General features: G+C 58.1%; 16 protein-coding genes. 4 read left to right on the forward strand and 12 right to left on the reverse strand.

All coding sequences use genetic code 11. The features are described from left to right. Positions 1–32: 32 nt before the first annotated feature. The 12 genes from pgi to VFQ24_03955 all read right to left on the reverse strand — a co-directional run bounded on the left by pgi (position 33) and on the right by VFQ24_03955 (position 17,061). Complete coding sequence (gene pgi / locus VFQ24_03900) at positions 33–1,703, reverse strand: glucose-6-phosphate isomerase (GenBank protein HET9177481.1); 1,671 nt, start codon at positions 1,701–1,703, stop codon at positions 33–35. A 40-nt stretch (positions 1,704–1,743) separates the two neighbouring features. Further along, positions 1,744–2,412 (reverse strand): ROK family protein, encoded by a 669-nt coding sequence (locus tag VFQ24_03905; GenBank protein ID HET9177482.1) that lies wholly within the window; start codon positions 2,410–2,412, stop codon positions 1,744–1,746. A 446-nt stretch (positions 2,413–2,858) separates the two neighbouring features. Beyond that, positions 2,859–4,073: a glycosyltransferase gene (locus tag VFQ24_03910; GenBank protein HET9177483.1), complete on the reverse strand. Its 1,215-nt coding sequence runs from the start codon at positions 4,071–4,073 to the stop codon at positions 2,859–2,861. A 20-nt stretch (positions 4,074–4,093) separates the two neighbouring features. Further along, positions 4,094–5,305, reverse strand: a complete 1,212-nt coding sequence (locus VFQ24_03915; GenBank protein ID HET9177484.1) for a glycosyltransferase family 4 protein — start codon at positions 5,303–5,305, stop codon at positions 4,094–4,096. Next, positions 5,302–6,798: an O-antigen ligase family protein gene (locus VFQ24_03920; protein ID HET9177485.1), complete on the reverse strand. Its 1,497-nt coding sequence runs from the start codon at positions 6,796–6,798 to the stop codon at positions 5,302–5,304. The genes VFQ24_03915 and VFQ24_03920 overlap by 4 nt, the downstream gene beginning before the upstream one ends. Then, positions 6,795–8,243, reverse strand: coding sequence for an oligosaccharide flippase family protein (locus tag VFQ24_03925; protein ID HET9177486.1), 1,449 nt, complete (start codon positions 8,241–8,243; stop codon positions 6,795–6,797). Before VFQ24_03925 ends, VFQ24_03920 begins: the two co-directional genes overlap by 4 nt. A 9-nt stretch (positions 8,244–8,252) precedes the next feature. Then, positions 8,253–9,575: a hypothetical protein gene (locus VFQ24_03930; protein HET9177487.1), complete on the reverse strand. Its 1,323-nt coding sequence runs from the start codon at positions 9,573–9,575 to the stop codon at positions 8,253–8,255. Further along, on the reverse strand, positions 9,565–10,950 hold the full coding sequence (locus tag VFQ24_03935) for an undecaprenyl-phosphate glucose phosphotransferase (protein HET9177488.1): 1,386 nt from the start codon (positions 10,948–10,950) through the stop codon (positions 9,565–9,567). Before VFQ24_03935 ends, VFQ24_03930 begins: the two co-directional genes overlap by 11 nt. A 2-nt stretch (positions 10,951–10,952) precedes the next feature. Continuing rightward, positions 10,953–12,329 (reverse strand): nucleotidyltransferase family protein, encoded by a 1,377-nt coding sequence (locus tag VFQ24_03940; GenBank protein ID HET9177489.1) that lies wholly within the window; start codon positions 12,327–12,329, stop codon positions 10,953–10,955. Beyond that, complete coding sequence (locus VFQ24_03945; GenBank protein ID HET9177490.1) at positions 12,326–14,359, reverse strand: hypothetical protein; 2,034 nt, start codon at positions 14,357–14,359, stop codon at positions 12,326–12,328. The genes VFQ24_03940 and VFQ24_03945 overlap by 4 nt, the downstream gene beginning before the upstream one ends. Positions 14,360–14,562: 203 nt before the next feature. Beyond that, positions 14,563–16,314 carry a HAMP domain-containing sensor histidine kinase gene (locus VFQ24_03950; GenBank protein ID HET9177491.1) on the reverse strand — a complete coding sequence of 584 codons (1,752 nt, stop codon included), beginning with the start codon at positions 16,312–16,314 and terminating at the stop codon, positions 14,563–14,565. Positions 16,315–16,383: 69 nt separating this feature from the next. Continuing rightward, on the reverse strand, positions 16,384–17,061 hold the full coding sequence (locus tag VFQ24_03955) for a response regulator transcription factor (GenBank protein ID HET9177492.1): 678 nt from the start codon (positions 17,059–17,061) through the stop codon (positions 16,384–16,386). A gap of 198 nt (positions 17,062–17,259) precedes the next feature. Here VFQ24_03955 and VFQ24_03960 point away from each other — a divergent pair, with 198 nt between their 5' ends. The 4 genes from VFQ24_03960 to VFQ24_03975 all read left to right on the forward strand — a co-directional run bounded on the left by VFQ24_03960 (position 17,260) and on the right by VFQ24_03975 (position 23,183). Next, positions 17,260–18,738, forward strand: a complete 1,479-nt coding sequence (locus tag VFQ24_03960; protein ID HET9177493.1) for a DUF5777 family beta-barrel protein — start codon at positions 17,260–17,262, stop codon at positions 18,736–18,738. A 16-nt stretch (positions 18,739–18,754) separates the two neighbouring features. Next, positions 18,755–20,068: an O-antigen ligase family protein gene (locus tag VFQ24_03965; GenBank protein HET9177494.1), complete on the forward strand. Its 1,314-nt coding sequence runs from the start codon at positions 18,755–18,757 to the stop codon at positions 20,066–20,068. A 110-nt stretch (positions 20,069–20,178) separates the two neighbouring features. Next, positions 20,179–21,690, forward strand: coding sequence for a radical SAM protein (locus tag VFQ24_03970; GenBank protein HET9177495.1), 1,512 nt, complete (start codon positions 20,179–20,181; stop codon positions 21,688–21,690). Beyond that, positions 21,687–23,183 (forward strand): radical SAM protein, encoded by a 1,497-nt coding sequence (locus VFQ24_03975; GenBank protein HET9177496.1) that lies wholly within the window; start codon positions 21,687–21,689, stop codon positions 23,181–23,183. Before VFQ24_03970 ends, VFQ24_03975 begins: the two co-directional genes overlap by 4 nt. The last annotated feature ends 20 nt before the right edge of the window (positions 23,184–23,203 follow it).

The raw sequence follows: 23,203 nt of genomic DNA on the forward strand, positions 1-23,203 counted from the left end.
GCGGCGCGAACTTTTTCGCTTCCTCGAGTTCACTAGGCGCTGTCCCTGGAATTCCGGTAGCGGCGGATCAGATTGTTGGTTGAACTGTCGTGGCCGAGCGCCGGCTCCGCCCTGCTCTCCAGCTCAGGAATGATTCGCTGGGCTAGAACTTTGCCCAGCTCCACGCCCCATTGGTCAAATGAGTTGATATTCCAGATCGTCCCTTGCGCAAAAACGCTATGCTCGTAGAGCGCAACCAGTTTGCCCAGTGTTTCCGGGGTCAGCCGGTCAGCCAGGATGGTGTTCGACGGCCGGTTTCCTTCAAACACGCGATGCGGAACCAGCCACTCCGGCGTACCTTCGGCCTCTACTTGCTGGCGCGACTTGCCAAAGGCCAGCGCCTCGGTTTGAGCGAAAACATTTGCCATGAGCATGTCATGGTGGCGGCCCAGAGGATTGAGAGCCTGGCTGAACGCAATAAAATCGCAGGGAATGAGCCGGGTGCCCTGATGAATTAATTGATAGAAAGAGTGCTGGCCATTGGTCCCCGGCTCGCCCCAATAAATCGCCCCGGTAGCATAGTCAAGCGTCGATCCATTCAACGTCACAGATTTTCCGTTGCTTTCCATCGTCAACTGCTGCAAGTATGCTGGAAAACGCTTCAAGTACTGCTCGTAAGGCAGCACGGCAACCGTCTGGGCCCCGAAAAAGTCGTTGTACCAGATTCCAAGAAGGCCCATCAGCACCGGCAGGTTGCGATCAAACGGCGTGGTGCGGAAGTGCTCATCCATCTGATGGAAACCACGCAACAGCGCCCGGAAGTTCTCCGGGCCGACCGCCAGCATGGTCGAGAGGCCAATCGCCGAGTCCATCGAATATCGCCCGCCGACCCAGTCCCAGAAGCCGAACATGTTGGCCGTGTCGATCCCAAACTTCGCTACTTCATTCTCGTTCGTGGAGACAGCAACAAAATGACTGGCAACCGATTTCGCCTCACCGCCAAAGCCCGCCAGCAACCACTCGCGGGCCGTGCGTGCATTCGTCATGGTTTCGAGCGTTGTGAAGGTTTTCGATGAAACGACGAAGAGCGTTTCCGCCGGATCGAGGTCGCGGACCGCCTCTGCAAAGTCGGTACCGTCCACGTTGGAAACGAACCGAAACGTCATCGCGCGATCGCTATAATGTTTCAACGCCTCATAGGCCATCACTGGCCCCAGGTCAGACCCTCCGATGCCGATGTTGATGACGTTGCGGATGCGCTTGCCGGTGTGCCCCTTCCAATCGCCGTTGCGAACACGCTCGCAGAAGCCACTCATCCTGTCGAGCACGGCGTGAACCTGAGGAACGACGTTTTCGCCATCGACAACAATCGATGTCCCCTTAGGCGCGCGCAGTGCCACGTGCAGGACGGCTCGGTTCTCCGTGACATTGATTTTTTCGCCACGGAACATTGCGTCCGTCCGCGCGCGCAGACCTGATTCCTCTGCCAGGTTGGCCAGCAGCTTGAGGGTTTCATCGGTGATGCGGTTCTTGGAATAGTCCAGGAAAATGCCCGCAGCTTCGACCGTCAGGCGCTCGCCACGCCCGGGATCGCTTGCAAAAAGATCGCGCAGATGCAAATTCCGCACATCCTCGTAGTGGCTCTGGAGGGCCTTCCAGGCATTCCGCTTCGTGAGCGGTCCTGCGCTCTGATTTTTAGCATCTTTTCGCACCGGTTCTGCCATGGTTCTGCTCCTCGCGCATCCACGCTTTTGCCAGGGTCCTTCAACAACAGGTCTTGCTGTCGGCTTGCTCCCAGAGGCGAAACCCTCCGACAAACGCATTCCCGTTGTCGCCTGCGCGACACCCTTTAGGCAACTCTTTCAGCTTTTTGACGTTGCCTCCTCCCAAGACAACGTCTGCTGGCTCAAGCGCAGCGATTAATCGAGCGACAACATCCGCAACATGTCGCCGCCACTTCCTTTTACCTCGCTTTTCCAATCCTCGAAGCCCCACGTAATCTTCATAGGTGGCCTTCTTGTAAGGAAGGTGCCCCAGCTCCATCGGTTCGATAATACCATCCGCAATCATGGCGGAGCCGAGACCCGTTCCCAAGCCCAGGAAAAGCAGCCTCTTGCCCCTGTAACTTCCCAACGCTTGCATGGCTGCGTCGTTAATGAGCCTTACTGGGCGCCCGAATGCCCTTCGAAAAGGAAAACCAACCCATCCGGGAGCAAGATTATATGGCTCGACGATCGGCCGGTTGTGTACAACCACCCCAGGATAGCCTATTGATACAACGTCATACTTCCAATCCGCTGTGAGCTTTCTGACCGCGGCGACCATGCCTTTGGGAGTCATTGAAGGCCCGGATGGAAATTCCCGATGTTCCGCCTGTCCAGTAGCGAGGACTTTGATGTGAGTCCCTCCCACGTCAACCACCAGCACTTTCATCTGACGGTCCTCCTTAAGCGCGGCACGCTTTGGCACGTTCACTGCCCTCCGACAATTTGGGCGTGCTCCGCGTGTCACTCATCGATCTCTTTTCGGCGCACCTACTAATGTACCCTTGTTAGCGGTTTGTTGTCCGACGAATCACGCACAGGAGGCCCCTCCAAGGGGTGATCGGCTCATCATTCCGCCTGCTATCGGTTAAGCCGAAGTCCGGACGACACTCAATATTTCGGTGTTTCAAAATGACACAGCCATACTAAGTATTGTATGCCTCATGTGCGATAGCCTTAGAGGTAGTGGGTTGGACAGGCCGCGTTGAGAGGGACTGATTCATCGCGTGTTCGACTTTATCAACCCAAAAGGGGAGCCAGGATATGGGAGGGATGCAAAAGTGATACGAGGCTGCCCTTCGTCTAAATGAACCGCACCCCGAGCGGCGATGAAGGTCACGACGGTCTCGGCGGCATGTTCGGCCCGCCAATTGGAGGTAAGCCTTTGGCTGAAGGTCGAATCGAACGGCCAGAGGAAACCCATTCGGGGATTGCCTGTGCAATTGCACAATCTGGCGCCTCGTGAAATACGCGTTGCCGAATCAGGCCGGAAAATTCATCCACAAAACGCTGGCGAGTGAATCTCATTGCAGATGCTCGAATCAGCTTTGGATCAAAAAAGCCATGTTCAAGCCGGTCCAGCGCGCCCAGAAGTGAATCCACCGATTCGTCGTTAAACAAGACCCCGGTCAAATTATCTTGCACGATTTCCAGCGCGCCCCCTTTTCCAAGGGCCACTACCGGCGTGCCGCAGGCCTGGGCTTCGGCCATCACGATTCCAAAGTCCTCTTCACCTGCAAAGACAAAGGCCCTGCAGCGCTGCATGGCTTCCACAACTTCTCTTTGTGGCAGCGATCCCGCAAAACGAATATTTTCCCCGGCCCGGCGCTCGAGCTTTTGCCGTTCCGGCCCATCACCGATAATCAGCAGCGGCCGCTTGCACCGGGTGAAAGCATCGACGATCAGATCAATCCGCTTATAGGAGACTAGCTGTGAAACAGTCAGGAAGAAGCCGTCGCGTTCATCCGGCCGTGAGTTGACGACAAAGCGCTGGGTATCAACGGGTGGATGGATAACCACGCTCTGCCTGCCATAAAAACTTTCAATTCGGGCCTGGACGTTTTCAGAATTTGCAACAAAAAAATCCACACGCTGAGCGGCTCGATGGTCCCACCGGCAAAGATGGCCCCGAAGGGCTGAAAGCGTGAATCGCACTAGGGGATGGGCGGCCTGTCGATAAGTTTCGTAGCCGCTCCACAGGCAGCGCATCGGCGAATGGCAGTAACAGACATGAGTTGCCCCGTCGTGAATTCGAATGCCCTTTATGACAGCCGCATCAGAACTGACGACCAGATCGTAACCCCTGAGATCAAGCTGGCTGGTTGCGATGGGGAAAAGTGGAAGATAGTAAGGGTACCAACGCGTTGGCCGCGGAAGGTGCTGCAGGAGCGAGGTTCGAACCCGCAGCCGGCTGAGAGATGAAGGAAGCATCTTGCGATCACAAACCAGCGTAAAAAGGTCAGCCGACGGAAAGATCTCTGCCAATGCCTCAAGGACACGCTCGCCGCCTCGCATGGTGACCAGCCAGTGATGGACCAGGGCGATTCGCATGCGAGGACTGCGCAGACGCTCTAGGCTGCCGATTCCTCGCGAATTGCTTCCGGGTTGCCAGATTGTTTTGTCGCGCATAGTTTCCAGATCAGTCCGCGAATTCTGGACTTAAAGTTTTCAAGCGAAAATCGGCCGTCAACGCTCGATTTGGCCCCAGCGCCGAGGCGCGCGCGCAGCGAGGCATCCTGGAGGAAGCGTTCCAAAGCCCTGGCAAGGGCGACTTCATCTCCCGGAGGGACCAGCAGGCCGTTCGCTCCGTGACTAATGACTTCCGGGATCCCACCCGTCCAGGAGGCAATCACCGGGACCCCATGTTGCAGGGCCTCCAATACCGACATCGGCATCGATTCGCCCGAATCTGACAGCGAAGGCTGGATGAGCACATCCATTGCACGATAAAACGGGTGGACCGCTGTCTGGTAACCAGCCCACTCGGCCCTGGCTTCCAGACCGGACTGAGTTACACATTCTTTGAGGCGCTGATCGTACGCCAGGTCCTCGCTGTTGTCAGGCGAAGGTGCGCCAACGAAAACCACGCGGACCCTGGCCTTGTTCTGTGCGCTAAGCCTTCCGAGCGCGTTCAGCAGCACCCTCTGTCCCTTCGGTTTGGTGATGCGTCCCACCACGCCAAGCGTAATACCTGAAGAACTGCCGCCGGGCAAAGGATCCGGCAGGTCTTTCGTTGCAGGGGCGCTCGCGACAAGCGGGTTATAGAGGATATGGGTCTTGCCCGCCAGACTGCGATTAGCTCTAATCATGCCCGCGGCAGCGGCCCGCGAACACGACACGATGGCTGAAACATAGCGCGCCAGGTTGGCAACCAGAAGGACCTCCGGCTTGCGCACCAGGGTTAAATGCAGATGGAACAGCGCCGGGCGCCCTGTGATGCGGGCGGCCAGAACTCCGGCGAGCATGCACCGGGGTCCATTGATGTAGACAAGCCCCACGTCCTGCTGATGAATCACCCTTGCGAGCTTGACTGCGCACAGCAGGCTTCGCTCGGCAAACGCCAGCATCTCAACTCGGGATTTCCGGCCGGTCTGATAGAAGCCGAGAGGATACGACAGGGTCTGGATATTACGTCCTGCAAGTTTTCTGGAGAACTCACCCTCGCCCGGAAAGGCCACTATCGGGTCGTATTCTCCGGCCGTGGCGTCCAGAACGGATTCCAGCACGCGTTGGGCGCCGCTCAGCCAGCTCTGCTGTTCGAGAAAGAGGATCTTTCTTTTCATCTGAAGCTCTCGGCAGAAAAACTCGTCCGAGAATCCAATCCACGATTGTCATTCTGTGAGCCCGTCCTTGCCGCGCGGTTCAGCGTAAAGGCCGCAAGAGCTGCAAAGACCACCATGTTGCGCCAGAAAGTGTAGGCATCCACGGCAAGCAGTTGAACCAGCAGTCCGCACCAGATGGAAAACAGCACTGCTGACCAGAACGCAACTGCCTGGTCCGCGGCGCGCGCGAGTTCCAGAAATCTCTTCATGATTGCTGCGGAAAAATACAGGAAGCCCGCGAGACCCACGAAGCCCGTTTCCAGTAGAAGGCTGAGATAGCCGTTATCAACGATAATCTCTCCATGGAACAGCCGGGTGATGGTAAGCGTCTTGTAGCCAACCCCAAATACCAGATAGTGGGGGTGTTCAGTCATGATGGCCAGCACGTGACTCCAGGTGTCGAACCTGCCGCTGGTGACTACGTCAGGGCTGACGAAAATTTCGGCAAGCTTCCCAACCCTTGCGTCGAGCAGATACATCCATAGCTCGGGCGAAAGCTTCCAGAGCAGGAACAGCGGAACTGCAAGGACCACCCCTAATATTGCTCCCCGCCGGACCTTGACGTTTCCTGTGATCGAAGCGAAGACAAGAAGCGCGACCAGGACGCCCGCCCACGTACTCCGCGAAAACGCCACCAGAACAGCCAGGCTGAGGACCACCACCGAAGCAATCAGCACCGGTCGCCGAATGCCCAGCAGCCGCTCTTTTTGGGCCAGTAACGCCGCAGAGGTTATGACCAGGAAAAAGCCGCAGAAGTTCGCAAAATTCGAGGACTCGTAGAACACGCCCTGGGCCCGGCGCAGGATCATGCTTCCAAGCCAGATGAACTGGTCCGCAGCCGGGTGGGCAAAAGGAACGGGCCAGACGAAGTCAACAATGCCATAGGCGGCTGACAACAATGCACCCGCCAAAAGCAACCGGAAGGCCCATCGCTCACAACGAGTTTCTTCCTCGTTAGCGCCTCCGCGAATCAGATAGTAAATGAATGCCATTTGCGACAGCAGCAGCCAGTGCAAAACGCTGCCGGCGCCGGCCCGCGCACCCGAGAGCCACCATGCAAATGGAATGGACAATGCAATCGCCACAAGGAAGGCCGCCAGTCCGCCCGAAAATGAGTCGCCGCCGAAGTTAAGATCTCGAAGTCGCGAGACGACGATTGCACCTCCGACGGGCAGGAGGAGAAATGAGAGGAAAACGGGCGTATCGCCTGTTTGGGCAAAGAAGAAAGGCGGAAATATCTCCAACACCACCAGAAACGTCACGACAAAGATCAGAGGTTCTTTAACAGAGAGGGCCGCAAACAACAAATAGGCAATAACCCCCACCAGCAGCAGCGACCATTGCGCCGTAGAGCCAATGAGCGCGAGCGAGCATCCAAAAACGACGGCGGCCACAAAATAACAGATCAGGCTGCCAGCGGGAAGCGCCGGGACAGAGTCGATCTTTCCACTCATAAGCTTTCATCCATGACGAGTTGCCACTCAACACTCCGCGGAAAGCCCAGTGTGACCAGCGTTCCAGCGAGAACCAGCAATAGCCAAGCGGCGGACCACTGGCATGCCTCGCCCGGCGACGCAGTCACGACGGCTCCCAGGGCGACAAACAAGGTTGCCGGCAGGAAAACTTTTAAGATGCTCCACCCTGCGACGCGCGCGTGGTTTCCCTGGACCAGGAAGTAAAGATAAGAACAACACATCGTCAATTCGCGGACCACGTCTGCAATCGCACAACCGGCGGCCCCATAGCGCGCTGAAAGAACAAGGCTCAAGCCAAGGCCCAGCGCAACCCCCGCGCCAAGGGTGCCCATGTAAACCCGGCGGCGCTGAGCGGCAATAAACACGTAGAACAGGGCCGTGTTCAAATAGACCAGCGGAAGCATGGGAGCCAGGAGCCGCAGGGTTGGGGCGGCGGGCGCCAGCGCCTCTCCAAAGATCCAGACCACCAGCTCTGGGGCAATAAACCAGAGCACGATGGAGCCAAGCGTCGTGGCCAACAGGCCGTTCTTCAGGAGGCCCGTCAAGTAAGCACTGCTGTGCATCGAGTCCTTCCGCAAAAGGCGGGAGAGCTTGGGAAACAGGACAGTCATCAGCAGTGAAGTGGCCAGGAAGATCCCCACCGGGAACCATGCCACTGCTTGAAATTCACCGAGCAACCGGTTGGAAACGTACCGGCCCAGCACCAGGACGTCAATCCGGACATTGAACGCCTGCAGCATTGCTGTAATCCCAATAGGAAAACTTGAGACGATGATTGCTGCCAGCAGGGTGCGGTCCCATCTGGCAAAACGTCCTGGGGAAAAGTTTGTTCTGATGAAGTGCCAGCCGAGGAAGGTTTCCGCCGCCTGTCCGGCAACGAGCGCGGCGACCACCACCCAAAGGTCGGCCTTGAATGCCAGGGCTGCGCCCGCCACCAGCACAACCACAAACGAGTTGACGCTTTGCTGGATGGCGACAAAATGCATCCGCTCAAATGCCTTGAATATCGCCATGGAAGCCTGGGAGTAAGTTTGCAACAACACCCTGCCCGTCAGCAGGTAGAAGAGAAGGCGGCTTTCCGCGTCAGCTATCAGCCCGGCACCGAAGGCAACAACGAGCAAGAGGGCGGCGCCTGTCAGCAAGAGCTTCAACCAGTGGACATTCCAAAAAACGGCCGGCAATCGTTCTGGCTCGGTGGAGAGTTCCCGCATCGCAAAAAGATGCGTCCCAAAGTCAGGAACCAGCAGCAGAACGCTGGCAAACGCCAGCGCGTATCCATATTCTCCGAGCGCCACGGGACCGAAACGGCGGGCGATGATCACGGCCATCAGCAGCGTGGCGCACCGCGCTACCGCTTCGCCGCCGAAGATGGCTGCGCTGTTGATGAAAAGCCGCCGAGGGAACGCTTGAGGAATAACAGACATGACGGCCTTTCAACGCTTCTTGGCGGCAACCGGCTCGACGACTTCAAGAGGAAAGAGGTCCAAATTGCGCATCTCACGAAGGTTCTCGATGACCAACGCCAATGAGGTAAACAGCATGGCGCCCAGGATGAAGCCCAGCAGCGCGTTGAGACGGGGCCTGGGCCGGACCGGATGCTCGGGAACGATTGCAGGCGCCACCTGCTTCAGGTCCTGCGATTTCGAGGTAACCGTTACAGAAGCGTTCTGGTATTCGTGGCTTGCAGTTTTGACTGCTTCGGACGCCAGTGTGTAGTTCTGGTCCGCGTTTTCCACCTTGCTTCGCAATACCGTGGTTCGGGCGAGCAGGTTGGTGATGGCGTTGTCCACCACGCCAAGCCTGGTTTCGGCCTCCTTCGAACCTGCCAGTTCAGCAGCCGCATCCACCGTCGCCTTGACGAGGTCCTGCTGGATGGTTTCACGCGTGGTGTTGAGTGATTCTTCGGTCATGGAAAGCGGCGCGCCGGATGGCCCCATCTTCTCCGCGGCCCGTTCGAGGAAGCGATCTTCCGTGACGCTCTTCTTTAACTGGTAGGTCCGGGGCTGCCCAGCCAGCGCCTGTTTCAGCGCTTGGGTCCGGCTCTGGTCCTGGGCCAACGCAAGCCTTAGCTGCTCCAGATGGGTTGAGAGCCGTTCCTTCCCCGCCAGCAGAATGCTGAGTTCCTTTTCCCGGTCTACCATGCGGGCTTCCTGCTGGACTTCCAAGCGCTGAGCAGCGGCCAGCGCCAGCCGCTCGGTGGCTTCTTCAAGTTGTTTCTTCAGGAAGGCCCGCGTCGAAGAAGTATCCGCGGCATTCATCCTGTCGTTGAACCGGACGGCGCGGGTTGCAAGGTCGTTGGCAAGATCGGCAGCGACCCTGGCATTGGGAAATTCGATGTCCACCTCGAGGAGTCGCGTGGATTTCGGTATCTGGACGTCCAGATAGCCGCTTCGTCGAAACTTATCAGCAGTGAGATTGTAGGGGGGACGGTCCAGATGGAATTTCTCAAGCGATTCCTGGATGAGCGCCTCGTTATCCACAAAAGGCACGAAAGTCGGCAGCGAGGCCATCTGCTGCCACGGTGTATCTCCAGAACCGGAGCCGATCTTGGACTCCGAGACCATGATGTAGGTTGTGGCCCGGTAGATTCTGGGTGAAAACCGGCTCACGACGAAAGCGGCTGTGGCGCATACGCATGCGCCACCGACAATCCAGCTCCAGTGGCGGCGCAGTTTGCCAACCCTCGCAACCAAGCGTCGGTCCGCGTAATGGTCCATCATGGTTTCAGCCTTTCCGTCGCCTTCTTCAATAGGCATTACGATGAAAGAAAGTTCGAGTCAGCGTAAGGAGCAGAATCTTGAGATCAAGCCCCATGGCCCAGTTCCGGGTGTAGTAAAGATCGTGCGCAACACGCTGCGCGATCGAGGTATCGCCCCGCCAGCCATTCACCTGTGCCCAGCCCGTGATGCCACTTTTGACGTAGTGGCGTGACATGTACTCGGGCACTTCCTGCCGGAACCGTTCCAGGAAAAAGGGACGTTCGGGGCGCGGCCCGACGACGCTCATGTCGCCGTTGAGTACATTCACGAACTGAGGGAGTTCATCCAGGTTGCTCCGGCGCAGCCATCGGCCAAGCGGCGTTACGTAGGGATCATTCCGGGATGTCCAGTGGTCGCCGGAATTGAGGGCTGGATCTTGCCGCATGGTACGGAATTTCAGCATTCCGAAAGCCTTGCCATTCAAGCCCACCCGGTCCTGGACAAAAAATACGGGGCCGGGTGAGGTGAGCTTGATCAGAACCGCTATCAGCAAAAACAGGGGTGAGAAAAAGACGAGCACAGCGAGCGACAGGGCGATGTCGAAGAGGCGCTTCAGGACCGCATACCTGAAATTCTCGGTCGGGTAGTGGCGAACGTTGACCAGGGGAATTCCGTCCAGGTCGTGGACCTGAGTGTCCGTCTGAATCAACGGGAAAAGGTCAGGAACGATCCTGACATTGATTCCCTGGTTTTCACACTCCAGGATCAGCCGCGTTGCAAGGTCCTTCGCCTGCGAAGGCAGCGCCAGGATCACGTCATCGACGGAAGTTTCACGCAGATAGCGGCAGACCGCGTCAACGAGGGAGGTCTCCTCGTCCTGTCCGGAGGCAAAGTAGAGAAAGTGGCGCACGACACGGTATCCATAATGAGCATGCTGGTCGATCTTTGCTGCGAGCCTGCGCCCCATGTGGGGAGAGGTGATGAGAACCAGGGTTTTTACGTTATGTCCGTGCCGCCGCAGGACACGAGTGGTGAGCCGCAACGTCACCCTGGCCAGAGACAGGGAGACGAAGCTCATCACCGCGAAGCGGGCCATAAAGATGCGAGGCAGGTCAAGCGCCGCGGACAGATGGCCGACGCATTCAAGGAGTACGAGAGTGGCGATTGAGATCTTGGCAATGATGACGAGATCGGCAAAGGGCCGATCAAGCCGCCGGGAATGGTACATGCCGAAATAGAGCGAGAAGGCGAGCCAGATCGCCAGGGTGACAACAAGGGCTTCGATGTTCCTGCCGTTCGCCAGGGAACCCTGAGGAGCGCCCGTTTCAGGACGCGCTAACCCCAGCCACAAGGCAACGTAACAGGCGCTGACCACCGCCAGATCGAAACAAACAAGATACGCCTGGATGACATAAGCTTGAACGCGGAACATAATCAATCCCTGATGACCGTTTCGTTGAGCTGCGCAACCACAGGCTTCAAAGACGGCTCCGAATCACGATTCCCCTTCTCAACCTTGGCACTGCTGCCGGCTTTGGACCCAGCGGGAGCGCGCAGCCTCCGATGGAATTGCCACCGAGGGTATTCACAGGCATACCGAAGGGCCGAAAGTGCGTGGAACTTGAGCCTTCGCAGGCCATGGACAAGCTGGGCCAGCCTTCTCCTCCTGCCGCTCGGCCCGTGGTTGAACAAGACGTCGGGGAGATGATGAGGCCGGCGGAATGGAAACAATCGCCGCCTCCGAATCTCCGCCCACCTGGACCGATCTGTTACAAACTCCCGGTGGAGAAACAGACTGTTCTTGTTCCCCCGAAAATTCGCGAGCGCCCCAGGAAGCCCGTAGAGGTCGGTCCACGCGCCCACTACCGCTGAGAACCTCGGGTCCACCCGGGGATTGAATTCCGCCGGGATGGAACCTCCAAAAAGCAGGCGGGTAAGGTTGAACACCAGCGTGGAAATTTCAGGCGCCCAGCGCAGGTTTGCTACCCGGTCCTGATACTGCCCCCAGAACACCGAATCCGCAGCCCGCTGATTCAGGAAATGCGAGACTTCAAGGAATACCGACAGCCGGCACCAGTTCCGCAGAATATGGCGGAAGGCGTGGAGGACCTGAAAAATAAGGCCGTCTTCGTCACATAAGGTTGGATACTCCAAGCCCAGCCCGACGCGGTTGCGCAAACGGTCCATGAAGTCGTCACCGAGCGGGATTTCGATTTTTTCCTCGGTGTTTTCCCACAGCCTGATGTGCAACTCGACCGGCCTTTGCAGCCGGGCGGAATAGGGTCCTACGGGGCCCGTTGGAGGGCCACCCTCGGGCGCCGGCCGGAAATAGGCAATGTGATAGCCTTCGCGCGAAACCTTCGGCCTGTATCCTGCTGCTTGCAGGGCTGCCTCGGCCCGCGCGAGTGCGTCAGGGCGAATGAGATAGTCGTAGTCATATTGCGTACGAAGGTTTGGGTCAGGGCAGTAATCCGGCACCATCGCCAGGCCCTTCAGAAGAGCGAATTGGACGCCTGCATCGTCGAACAGGTTGTGAAGGGCCGCGGACTCCTTCCGGATGGACTCGACGCGCCAGCAGTTCTGCTCGTAGCTGCGGGCCAGCCGCGTCTGAACGTAGAACGGCAGAACTTGCAATCCACCGGTATTGACGACCTTGTGCCGGAAATAGAGGGCCAGTCCACTCACGTCAAGCCACTCAAGGGCGCGGCCCCAATCCGACGGGTCGAAAGAGTGCCAGAAGGCGAACCCAAACTGCGTCCTGCCGGCGGGCGCCAGCTCGGCGACAACGGCCTGGCGCAGCGATGAATTCAAAATAGGTCCTCCGTTGGGTGATGGGTGCTCAGCATGCTGCGCAGGAAAACCGCAGCTTCCGAAGGGTCGTTGCCATAGGCCAGGTTGTATGCGGGCAGCCGCCCGAGCGACTTGAAAACAGAATCACGCTCGGGACCGGAACCCATGTTATCCACGAATGGAGCAACTGTGGCGAGCCTCCTGCAAGCTTCTTCCTGGCGAATGGGTTCAAGCCTGGGCGAGGTCCCGGCCTCCCGCTGCAGGAAAATGCAACTGACAGGGGTCACGGCGCGGGCGTCGGAGGGTAAACATTCCTTGCTGACGCACAAAAAGGTCCTGTCGCAATAAACGAGCGGACGCGTTTGGCCGGCGAGCTCCGGCAGGAACTGCAGCGCGTCCTCTCGAAAAGCCGCCGCCCAGAATTCCCCCCAGGCGCGCAGAGTGCGACCTCTCCTATCAAGGAACACAGCCTGGTCGGCATGAAATTGCAGCCCGAACCTGGTGCTCAGATAGCTCGCGGTGGTTTTTCCGCTGCCCGGCGCGCCAAAAAGGAGGATCCCTCGGCCTTCCATGGCTACACACGCCGCGGTGATCGTGACCAGACCAAGAGCGGGCGCAGTGAGATAAAACATCCGGGCAAGGTAGACGCTTGAGAAGCCTGTTTCATCATTCGCAAGGTGCTCTGGAATTACCCCCACCGCCTGGCGCGCGCCGTGGTCCACTGCAATGAAACTACGCTGTCCCAGATTGATGTAACGCAGGCCATGGTCTGAAAAAGCCGCCATTTGAGGCCAGGCAGCCCCGGTTTCACGGCCCGGTTCCGTCACGATCCTCCAGAGAAATTGCGCCGGTGTGGTGTTGGCGCCTTCAAGGCGGTCCAAGAACGTCTCGGCGTGCTTAAGGATGATGGGACTATTGGTTTCCACACGGACGTGCCGGCCCATCAGATCTGCCTGATAATTGAGCGGCGTGGCGCGAAACCGGCGAAGCGGGTCATCCGCGCTGCCAGCGGAGCGCGATGGTTTTCGCACTGGCGAACCCATCAGATGTTTCTCCGCCTTCCAGCCGTTCACGACCAGGGAGTGCAGCGCGCCAGCCACCGTGCGGGCATCGCCACAGTAGAGGAGCCGGAAACATTCCCTCTTGACGAGGTCCTCTATGACGCGATGCTGTTTCTCCCGGGCCTCAGGACTGGCGCGAAGAAGCTGGCTTTCAAGCCGCAAAGCCGCGTCCTCTGGCGGAATGGAGGTGAGAGAAAAAGCCGGCCGCGACTGGCGTTCAAGGAAAACGAGCCATCTCGGCTCACAACATCGGATGTGGTGGATGCCGGAAAGCTTCCCGGCATCAAATCGAAGTTCGTCCGCCCGCTCGTATATGCCATCCGGTTCAACCTGACTGAGAAACGGAAACTGGGTGATGCTTTCAACCCGCTGTTTCATCTCCCTTGACAAGCCCCATGCCAGAAGGCGCCCTTGATGGACGGCAATCAGAGTGCGATCGTCAGAGAGAAAATCGAACCCCGATTCAGCGAGGGCCAACGAGAGAGTGGATTTCCCGGCCCCAGACTCGCCTGCCAGCAGCAATCCGCTCCCCTTCCAGGCGACGCACGCGCAATGCACAGGGGCCAGACCCACCGACGGCCCGAGGATGGTAAGAAGGGCCGGGAGCAAAATGGTTTCCCAGAGCTTTGAATCCGATGCTACTTCAGGGGTGAAGCGGCCTACCCCAGACTGGTCCTGCAGGTTCATCAGGATCGAGTTGCAGCCATCGATCCCGGCAAAAACCAGGTGACCCAACCCGCGAAAATAGGGTTTGGGTTTGGGCTTTGGCGCCACGGATTGCGGTGCCTCTTCAACCCAAAAACGCAGCCGGATTTCTTCCCCTCCGTCATGGCCCGGCGCTGTCCCTTCCCCAAAGGTCTTCTGCGCTGCGTTGAGGATGGGCTCGAAATTGGTTGTGATGCGCAGTTGCACGCCTGCCGCCTCATACCGGCCGTTGAGGGGAGTTTCGGCTTTTGTCTTCAAGAAATCCCCGGAGGAAATTGTCGTCATTCCACCAGTCCCGCCAGCTCAATCAACTTTGGTTCGGATGAGTCCCGCCTGTATCCAGGGAACTCCGTCGGAATCTCCCGAGATCAAACCTACCACCCCGATAATGCGGGATGTGTCAGGCGACTGTGGTGAATTTGTAAAAATTTGGAATCGTAGGGACAAACCGCCGGGCGGCAGTTGTGAGAAGGTGGATTGACGAGGCGTCAGGCAACGGATTGCTTTGGGGGGCGAGTCAATGGGACCGAGAGCTTGATGGTCGTACCGGACGGGCCAGTTGACTCAATCTTTACATTCCCGCCATGATCGCCCGCAATCTTTTGGGCAACCGCAAGACCGAGCCCGGTCCCTCCATCCTTCCCGTGGGTTACGAAAGGGTGAAACACCTCATCGCGAACGGATTCGGGGATGCCGACGCCGTTATCAGTCACAGCAATCTCCACATGGTCATTCACTCGCATCGCACGCACGTCGATTTTCCCTGTGGCGACTGGCACTGCCTCACAGGCATTCAACAGCAGGTTGTGGAAGGCCCGGTCGAGTTTCTTAAAATCGAACCAGCCTTGAGTGGGTCCTTCATGGGTGAGCCGGATATCGATTTTGCTGAATTCCGGGCGAAGGCGGACGGTCTCGACGGTCCGCTTAAGGGAGTCGAACAGATCGCCATATACAAGCTGGAGTGACTCCTGGGCCCTTGAGAACTCGAGTAAAGAAGAGATCAATTCTGTCATTCTGCTGACGGCCGAACGAATCTCCAGGTAGAGACTTTTCCGCTGCCGGTCATCCCCCTTGCTTTCCGAAAGGAGCTCGGCGTATGCCAGCACCGCAGTCAAAGGATGGCGCAGATCGTGCGAAATCGAGCTCGCCGTCCGGCCGATGGTGGCCAGACGTTCTGCGTGGAGCAGATCACGCTGGCTTTTCTGCAGCGATTTCCTCATTCCGTCGAAGGCGTCGGTTACCTCCGCCAGTTCGTCATTGCTGCGGACGTTCAGGGGATAGTTGAAGTCCCCCTTGCCCAGCGCATGGACGCCTGCGACAAGGTTGGCGAGCGGGCGTGTGAAGGTGTGGGAGATCAAGTAAATCAGAACGGTCCCCGCCAGCACCGCGACGAAGCCGACGGCCAGTAGCAGCCGGTTCAAATCCTGCAAAAAGAGAGTGGCGGCGTCAAATGATTTCAACACGGTGAGGCTGACCGGCTGCCTCCCCTTGGGGGCGAGCTCCAGCGTCGTGTCGAGAAAGTCTTCCCTGCCCAGTTGTATTTCCTCAGATTCGAGAGATTCCGGCGTGGTGAATCTGATCGCATGCGAGGAAAGTTCCCCCTTCTGGGGGGTGGAAAGGGTGGTGACCACAATGTCCTTGCCATAACGAAAGGCCACCTGGCTGGACGCTATCTGGGCCACCACTTCCGCCAGGCGCGCATCCACCTCAAAACCCATTGCCAGGACCCCGAGGAGATTGTTGTCCTGCGAGGAGCCGAAGAAGATGGGCTGCAGGAAAACTTCGTAGAGATGTCCACTCCCGAACCACCAGTCACGGCCCAACTCCCCGGTCAAAGTACGGGCAAGAGAATCTTGTGCGGCTTGCTGATTGAAGCCGGCCGTTGAGGTGTGGAGCGCCATCACTTTTCCTGACCGATCGGCGAGCAGAAACAGGTCACACCCGGCCAGCCTCCAGAAACCGGTGGACCCGTCCTGGATGGTCGGCTGGTGATGGGTGGTCATCAGCGCTCGCAGGCTGGGGAGGTCGGCGATCACTCCCGCCGACTCAGCCAGGGTTGTCTGGCGTTGCTGTTCGAAGTGCTGGAAAGTTATGACGGAGTTGGAAAGCGCCTGATGAATTTCCTGCCGTGCATGGTTTCTCAGGTAGGAGCGTACAATATACAGCGTGGCAAAGGTGAGAGCGGTGGTGGTGAATATCAGCGAAACCAGGAACTTGGTTCGCAAACGGATCTTGACCATCGTTCCACTCTGCCCTCGTCCTTCTGCCGCAGTCCGCCGATTCCAACAAGCGGCGGCGGTCTCCTCACCTCAGGGCACAAACTTGTACCCAGCCCCGTGAACCGTTTTGAAGTGCAAAGGATTCATAGGCTCCTTCTCCAGCTTTTGCCGGAGCTTCATGAGGTGATTGTCCACAGTCCTCGTTGAAGGATAGCAATCATAGCCCCACACCTGGTTCAGCAATTCATCCCGCGAGATGACACGCTCCGGGTTGCGGACAAAGTATTTGAGGATCTTGAATTCCTGCGGCGTGAGTGCAATCTTGCTGCCCGCCCGTGTCAACTCCATTTTGGCGAAGTCAACGGCCACATCATCAAAGGCATACTGATCGACGGGCTTGGGACCACGCGCCCGGCGTGAAATGGAGTGCACGCGCGCCAGCAGTTCCTTCGGGCTGAAGGGCTTGGTAACGTAATCGTCAGCCCCCATCTCGAGCAGCAGCACCTTGTCCACTTCATCGGCCGAAGCGCTGAGCACGATCACCGGAACGTTTGGCGCTTCGGACCGGATGGTCCGGCAGACTTCACGCCCGTGGACCTTGGGGAGCATCAGGTCAAGCACCACCAGGGCAGGCCTGGCGCTTCGGAACGCCTTCAGGCCCGCTTCGCCGTCTGAGGCGAATTCGATCGAGTAACCTTCAGCCTCAAAGGCAAGCTTCAGGGCCTTGTATAGCGACCGGTCATCCTCAACGACCAGGATCTTTTCCATAAGTTTTGACGAATTCCCCAGCGGGCACTTCTCCGGAACCCTTCAAAACTGCGCGGCGGCCGATTGCAAGTGATCGGAGTCGTGCGCTGCCTCTCCAGAGAGACTAACACAACCTTTACAAACTCACTACACCTGCCTGACTACTCGGTTTTTCAAACGTGGTACTCCTTGTTGAGTAACCAATTCAGGAGAGTGCACATGGGAAATGAGTATTTGATTGCGGCCGGAGTGGAACGGCATCGGAAGTGTGTTCCGGTCCTGAAAAGACGGTTCGCCGTTTGCATGTTAGCGGCCGGTCTCGCATGCTCCGTAACTCCATTCCTGCATGCTGCCAGCCCTCGTCCGTCCTCGGGCGCCGCACAACAGGCCATTGCCGGCAATTCTGAAATGGCGTCAAACTCGGCGCCCGCCGATGCCGTCGGAGTTCAATTCATCGACGGATCGACGACGTCCGTCATTGTGCAGCGCAACGGCAAGAAATACGTTGTGGACCTGGCGAACCATACTGTCCGGGAAGTTGATCCATCGCCACCGCCGGCGGAGACCCATCTCGAGGAAACGGCCTCGGCTGAAGCGCCTCCCGGAAATGTGCAACTGGGCGCGAAGTCCTTCATTCAGAATTGTTCTGTCTGCCACGGCAGGGACGGAAAAGGCATCGCTGCAACCGGAACTCCCGACTTCACGAACCCTGCAGTTCAAGCCGGGATCTCGAAAGAGACCGTTCTCAACACCATCCGGCATGGAAAGAAAGGGACCCTGATGCCAGCCTGGGAAGGCAAGCTGTCGGAAGATCAAATTGTCGCCGTCGGCTCATTCGTCAAATCTCTTGGGTCGGGCGATGCTGCTCTGCAGCGCGCGGCCGCCTCGGAAGCCAGGGAAAACGCGAAAATTTATACTCCCGCTGATGATTATCTCTACAGCCTTCCTACGGGACGGCGGCTTGACCGGCATGGGTGGTACATCAACTTTACTCACCGTTTTGTTTTTGATCCGGCCTTCAGCGGACAGGCCCGCGGCGCGGTCCTGCTGGGACTTGACGGTATATCGGTTTCCTCGTTCGGTCTTCGATACGGCATCACAGACAAACTGTCAGTAGGCGTTTATCGCTCCCCCAGTTTCATCGGGCGGCCAATCGAATTGATGGCTGCCTATCACGCCCTGGATGAGCACGACGGCTATCCGCTGAACGCGACGTTCCGGCTATCGCTCGACGGACAGGATAATTTCCGCACGAACTTCACCACTAACTTTGAAGGGATCTTTTCACGGACCTTGTTTAAGGGCGCGCAACTGTACCTTGTCCCCACGCTTTCACTGCAGAACCGCCGGCTGATACTCAGTCCCGGGTTTGCAGAGGGTCCACCGCCTCTTCCGGGCATCAACAGTTTTTCACTGGGCGTGGGCGGGGCCTTTGACATTCGGCCGACAGTGGCCTTGATTGCTGAAGTCATACCGACCCTGGCTAACGGTCCGGAACTTGGAATTCACCGACCGGCCTATGCCTTTGGCATTCAAAAAAAGTTATGGCGGCATGCTTTCACGCTCGGATTTTCAAACAGTCCCGGCACGGTCGTGTCACAGCGGGCTGGCACACGGGCAACGTTCCTGGGCGAACCATCGGCCGACACGCCGAGCGGGCTCTTCATCGGATTTGATCTGATGCGCCAATTGTATTGAGGTATCGAGGTCCCGCTTGAAGAACTCCACCTTAATTGCACACGCCAGCCAATGGGAGCGGGCAATCAGGCCGGATGAGCACACCCGGTTCTGGAAGTTCCTGGCCTCTGCTCGTTTTGATTCGGCCATGCTGGCCCTGGGGCTCTGGGCGGTCCCGGTTTCCATAGCGGTTTCGGAATGCTTTCTCACTCTCGCGTTGCTGGCTCGAATTGTGCAGCTCGCCCGCGGCAAGGAGCGACTCGTATTTCCGCGCATCTTTCGATTCTGGGTGCTGTGGGCTGGCCTCGAAATCGTGGTGTGGCGCCTGTCGCCCGAACCCTCCTTTGGCCGGGGTGAAATCCGCCACCTGCTCCTGATTGGCGCGCTGTTTCTGGTGGTACCCTCCATTCACAAGGCCTCAGACCGTCTGATTGTCTGGCAGGGTATATTCCTGGCCGCGAGCCTCAGCTCCCTGGTCCTCATCGGAGATTTTGTTTCCCGTCTTTTCTACTATCGCCGCGAACTCGCAACCGGGGGCGATGTGGGCCTCTATCTCCGTTCTGGAGGTTTACTCAATCACTGGATGGTTTACGGAACGGTGGAAATTCTGGTAGTGGCTGGATTGCTCAGCTTCTGGTCGTTGTATCCCGAGGAGAGGCGGCGCTGGTGGCCAGTCGTGGCCATCAATGGGATCGCCATCCTCGTGAGCTTGACGCGGATGGCCTGGATCACATGCCTGGCGCTGTTTGGCATCGAGTTGATGCGGAGGCGCTCAAGGTGGATTTGGGCGCTCCCCGCCCTGCCGGCGGTTCTCTTCTTGCTTGCACCCAGGCCCATTCGTGAGCGCGTCACGCAGTCGATCAAGCCGTCCTACTACTCGAACCTGGAACGCATTGAAATGCTGCGGGTCGGGTGGGAAATGATCAGGGAGCATCCGCTCACCGGAGTCGGCCCGGGACGCATTGACAAGCTTTATCTGTCCTATCTTTCTGCGCGGGACCCCGTCCCGGCTTATCACGGCCACCTGCACAACAACGCCGTGGAACTGGCCGCAGAATTCGGAATACCCGTTGTACTTGCTGCTCTCCTGTTCATCGCAGTGCTATTCCGCGATCTTCTCAAGGCTTCACGATCAGCCCAAAACAGGGAAGAAGCATTTGCGTCACGGACCGCGATACTGGCCCTCGCCGGTTATCTGGTCGCCGGCCTTTTCGAATACACCTACGGACACTCCCTCGGCTTGATCCTGCTCAGCTTCGCGGCCCTGTCGCCGTTGATGCCTTCTGCCTCAACCGAGGTAGCGCCCTCCGGTCCTGAAGTTCCGGATTCAAGCTGCCGTGCGGCCTGTTGACAATTTTTTTGCAGGAAAGGGATTGCGCCATGACATGCGGCCAAATTGCCGCTGGTATCCTTCGAGCATATCGGCCAGAAACTGGGATTTCCAAATGACGGGAGAGCAGCGTGAGGGGTTCTAAGAAAATCGTATTTTTCTTTCCGGCTTTTGCCAGCAGCGAAGCCACCGCACCGCTCGGCATTCTGGCGGTTTCGACTCCGCTGCTGAGGGCAGGATACAAGGTCGTCTTAATTGACTCCACCATCACGCCCAACTTGAAGCAGCGAGTTCTTGAGGAAGTCAAGGATGCCCTCTGCCTCGGCATATCGCTGGTTACCGGCCCCATGATCCGCGAAACGGCGGAGATCGGGCGGGCGGTTAAGGCCTGGGACAAAGATTTCCCCATTATTCTGGGCGGCTGGCATCCCTCCTTATTGGCCAGGCAGACGCTTGAGGCAGAATTTGTGGACATTGTGGTCCGCGGCCAGGGTGAAGCCACGATGCTCGAAGTGGTCAGGCGCCTGGAGCACGGCGACTCGCTTGAGGGCGTCGAGGGTGTCGGTTTCAAGCGGGACGGGCGGCTGATTTTGAATCCGCCAAGGCCCTTGCAGAAACTCGTGGAAATGCCTTCCAAGGCCTATCAACTTGCTGACTTCGATGCCTATGAGCGGGTCTGCGGCAGGCGCTGGGCCATGTACACATCCAGTCTGGCCTGCCCCTTCAACTGCTCCTATTGCACCAACGCCGGCGTCTACGGCCGGCAGTGGAACGGCCTGCCTGCGGAGCAAGTGGTCGAAGAGACTTTCGACCTCTCCGTTCGCTATCGCCTGGAGATGCTCTGGATTGTCGATGACAACTTCCTCGTGGACCTGGAGCGTGCGCTCAAAATCGCAGAGGGACTGGTCCGGGTCGGCTCCAGATTCCGGTGGAGCATTCAGGCCACAACGAACCTCACAGCTCGCCTGACCACGGAGGAGCTGCGCCTGCTGGGACGGGCCGGCCTCCATCAGATTTGCCAGGGTGTGGATTCCGCATCGCCCAAAATCCTGAAGTTGATGAACAAGACGTTCCAGGATTTCGACTCGATCTACCAATCCGCCGAGCGTTGCCTGGAGGCCGGCATTCGACCCAGTTTCAACATCATTTTCGGGTATCCGGGAGAAGGCGCGCAGGAGCAGAAGCAGACCATTCGTTTCATTATGGATGTCTGCCGGCGGTTCCCCGGCGCCGAGTTCTGGACCAACATTTTTACGCCGTATCCGGGGTCGCCCATCATGGATCGCGTCAAGGAACTTGGCATCGTGGTGCCGGATTCTTTCGAAGGATGGGCTGACTACTTCCCGCGATACACCGTGCTCCCCTGGCTGAAAGGGCGGTCCCATCGGCGCGTCCAGGTCATGAGGGACTATCTCCGCATTGCCTTCGATCGTATTCCCATCGCCAAATTGGACGCGGGGACGGCCGTTCGAGCTTTCCAACACAGCCTGGCCTATCCGGCGCGGTGGCGTCTGGACCACGACTTTTACGGACTGCCGATCGAGCTTTGGCTCAACCAAAAGATCAAGAGATTTGTCTCCATTGCCAAACCCAAAGTTGACGCGAAGCAACTGGAGCCTGCGGTGGGGGCAAATTGCCCATGAGCAACAAAGTAGTCCTTTTTTTCCCCCCCTACGCAGGCCTGCCGCTTGGGCCGCCGCTGAGTCTCCTCAGCCTGGCATCGCCATTGCTTGAGGATGGGTTCCAGGTCTCGATTGTGGACGGGTCAGTCGAGCCCGATTTCAAACGCATCGTGGCTCGGGAAATCAAGGATGCCGTCTGCCTTGGGGTTTCCCTGCTGACCGGCCAGATGATCCGCTCGGCTGCCGAGGTCGCGCGGTTGGTCCGCGAGCTTCGCCCGGGACTTCCCATCATTTTCGGAGGATGGCACCCCAGCCTTCTGCCGGCACAAACTCTCAGCGAACCTTTCGTGGATGTTGTAGTAAGGGCACAGGGCGAACGCACCATCGTTGAAATTGCCCGCCTTCTGAGTGAAGGGAAATCTCTCGATAATGTCCAGGGAATTTCTCGCAAGCTCCCAGATGGGATTCATCACAACCCCGAGCGTCCGGTTGAAAACGTCAACAACCTTCCTGCGCCCGCGTTCCACCTGGGAAACTTTGATGCGTACGAAAAGATAACGGGCGGTCGTAAGCTGCCCTATGCATCGAGCGTCGGGTGTCCCTACGCGTGCAACTATTGCACCGACCAGGTCTTCTACAAACGGCGCTTCAACGCCTACAGCGCCGGCCGCGTGGTCCAGGAAGTCACCGAGCTGGTTTCGCGTTACCGCCTCAGCGAGGTTGCATTCCTGGACTCAAACCTCCCGGTCAATATAAAGCGGGCGGTCGAAATCGCACAGGGCTTTCTCGAATCCAAAGCCAGGTTCCGCTGGACCTTCCAGGCATCAACGGACCTGTTGTGCCGCATGAGCGACGATGAGGTCCGGCTGCTGGGCAAGTCGGGCGTGACGCACATGGGCTTCGGTACGGAGTCCGCGTCGCCCGAAGTACTTCTCCTGATGAACAAGAAGCATCAGAAGATCGATGAGATGTACGAAACCGCCCGCAAATCGGAGTTGGCAGGCATCCGGGTGACCTTCAACCTGATACTCGGATACCCGGGAGAAACGGAGACCGACCGGGTGGAAACCTTCCGTGTTATGAGCGACATTGCCCGGAGACATTCCAACGTCAGTTTTTCTCCAAACATTTTTACGCCTTATCCCGGAATTCCGATCTGGCCGGAACTCCGGGCCAAAGGGGTGCATGAGCCGCAGTCGCTCGAAGAGTGGGCCGATGTGGACCTTGGAAGCAATCACCTGCCGTGGCTCCAGGGAGAGGAACTCCGCCGCCTGAAACGAATGCTTGAGTATTTTCTGCTCAACAACCACATCCGCCGGACGGCGGTGAAGGTCCCCTGGATGCGAGGAGGAATCCGAAGAGCACTGGGGGCGCCCTTGCGGTGGCGGCTGCAAAACAACCACTACGGTTTCCCGTGGGAGCTTTGGGTGGCCAGGACCACCGAACGCCTGGTGACTCGCCGGTCGCTGCTGACCGGGCAATCACTCGGCCACGGGATGCAGGAGGTCTGTTGATTGCGCCTGCAACGCGTTTA

The organism is Terriglobia bacterium (genome assembly GCA_035712365.1).
GTDB lineage: Bacteria > Acidobacteriota > Terriglobia > UBA7540 > UBA7540 > SCRD01.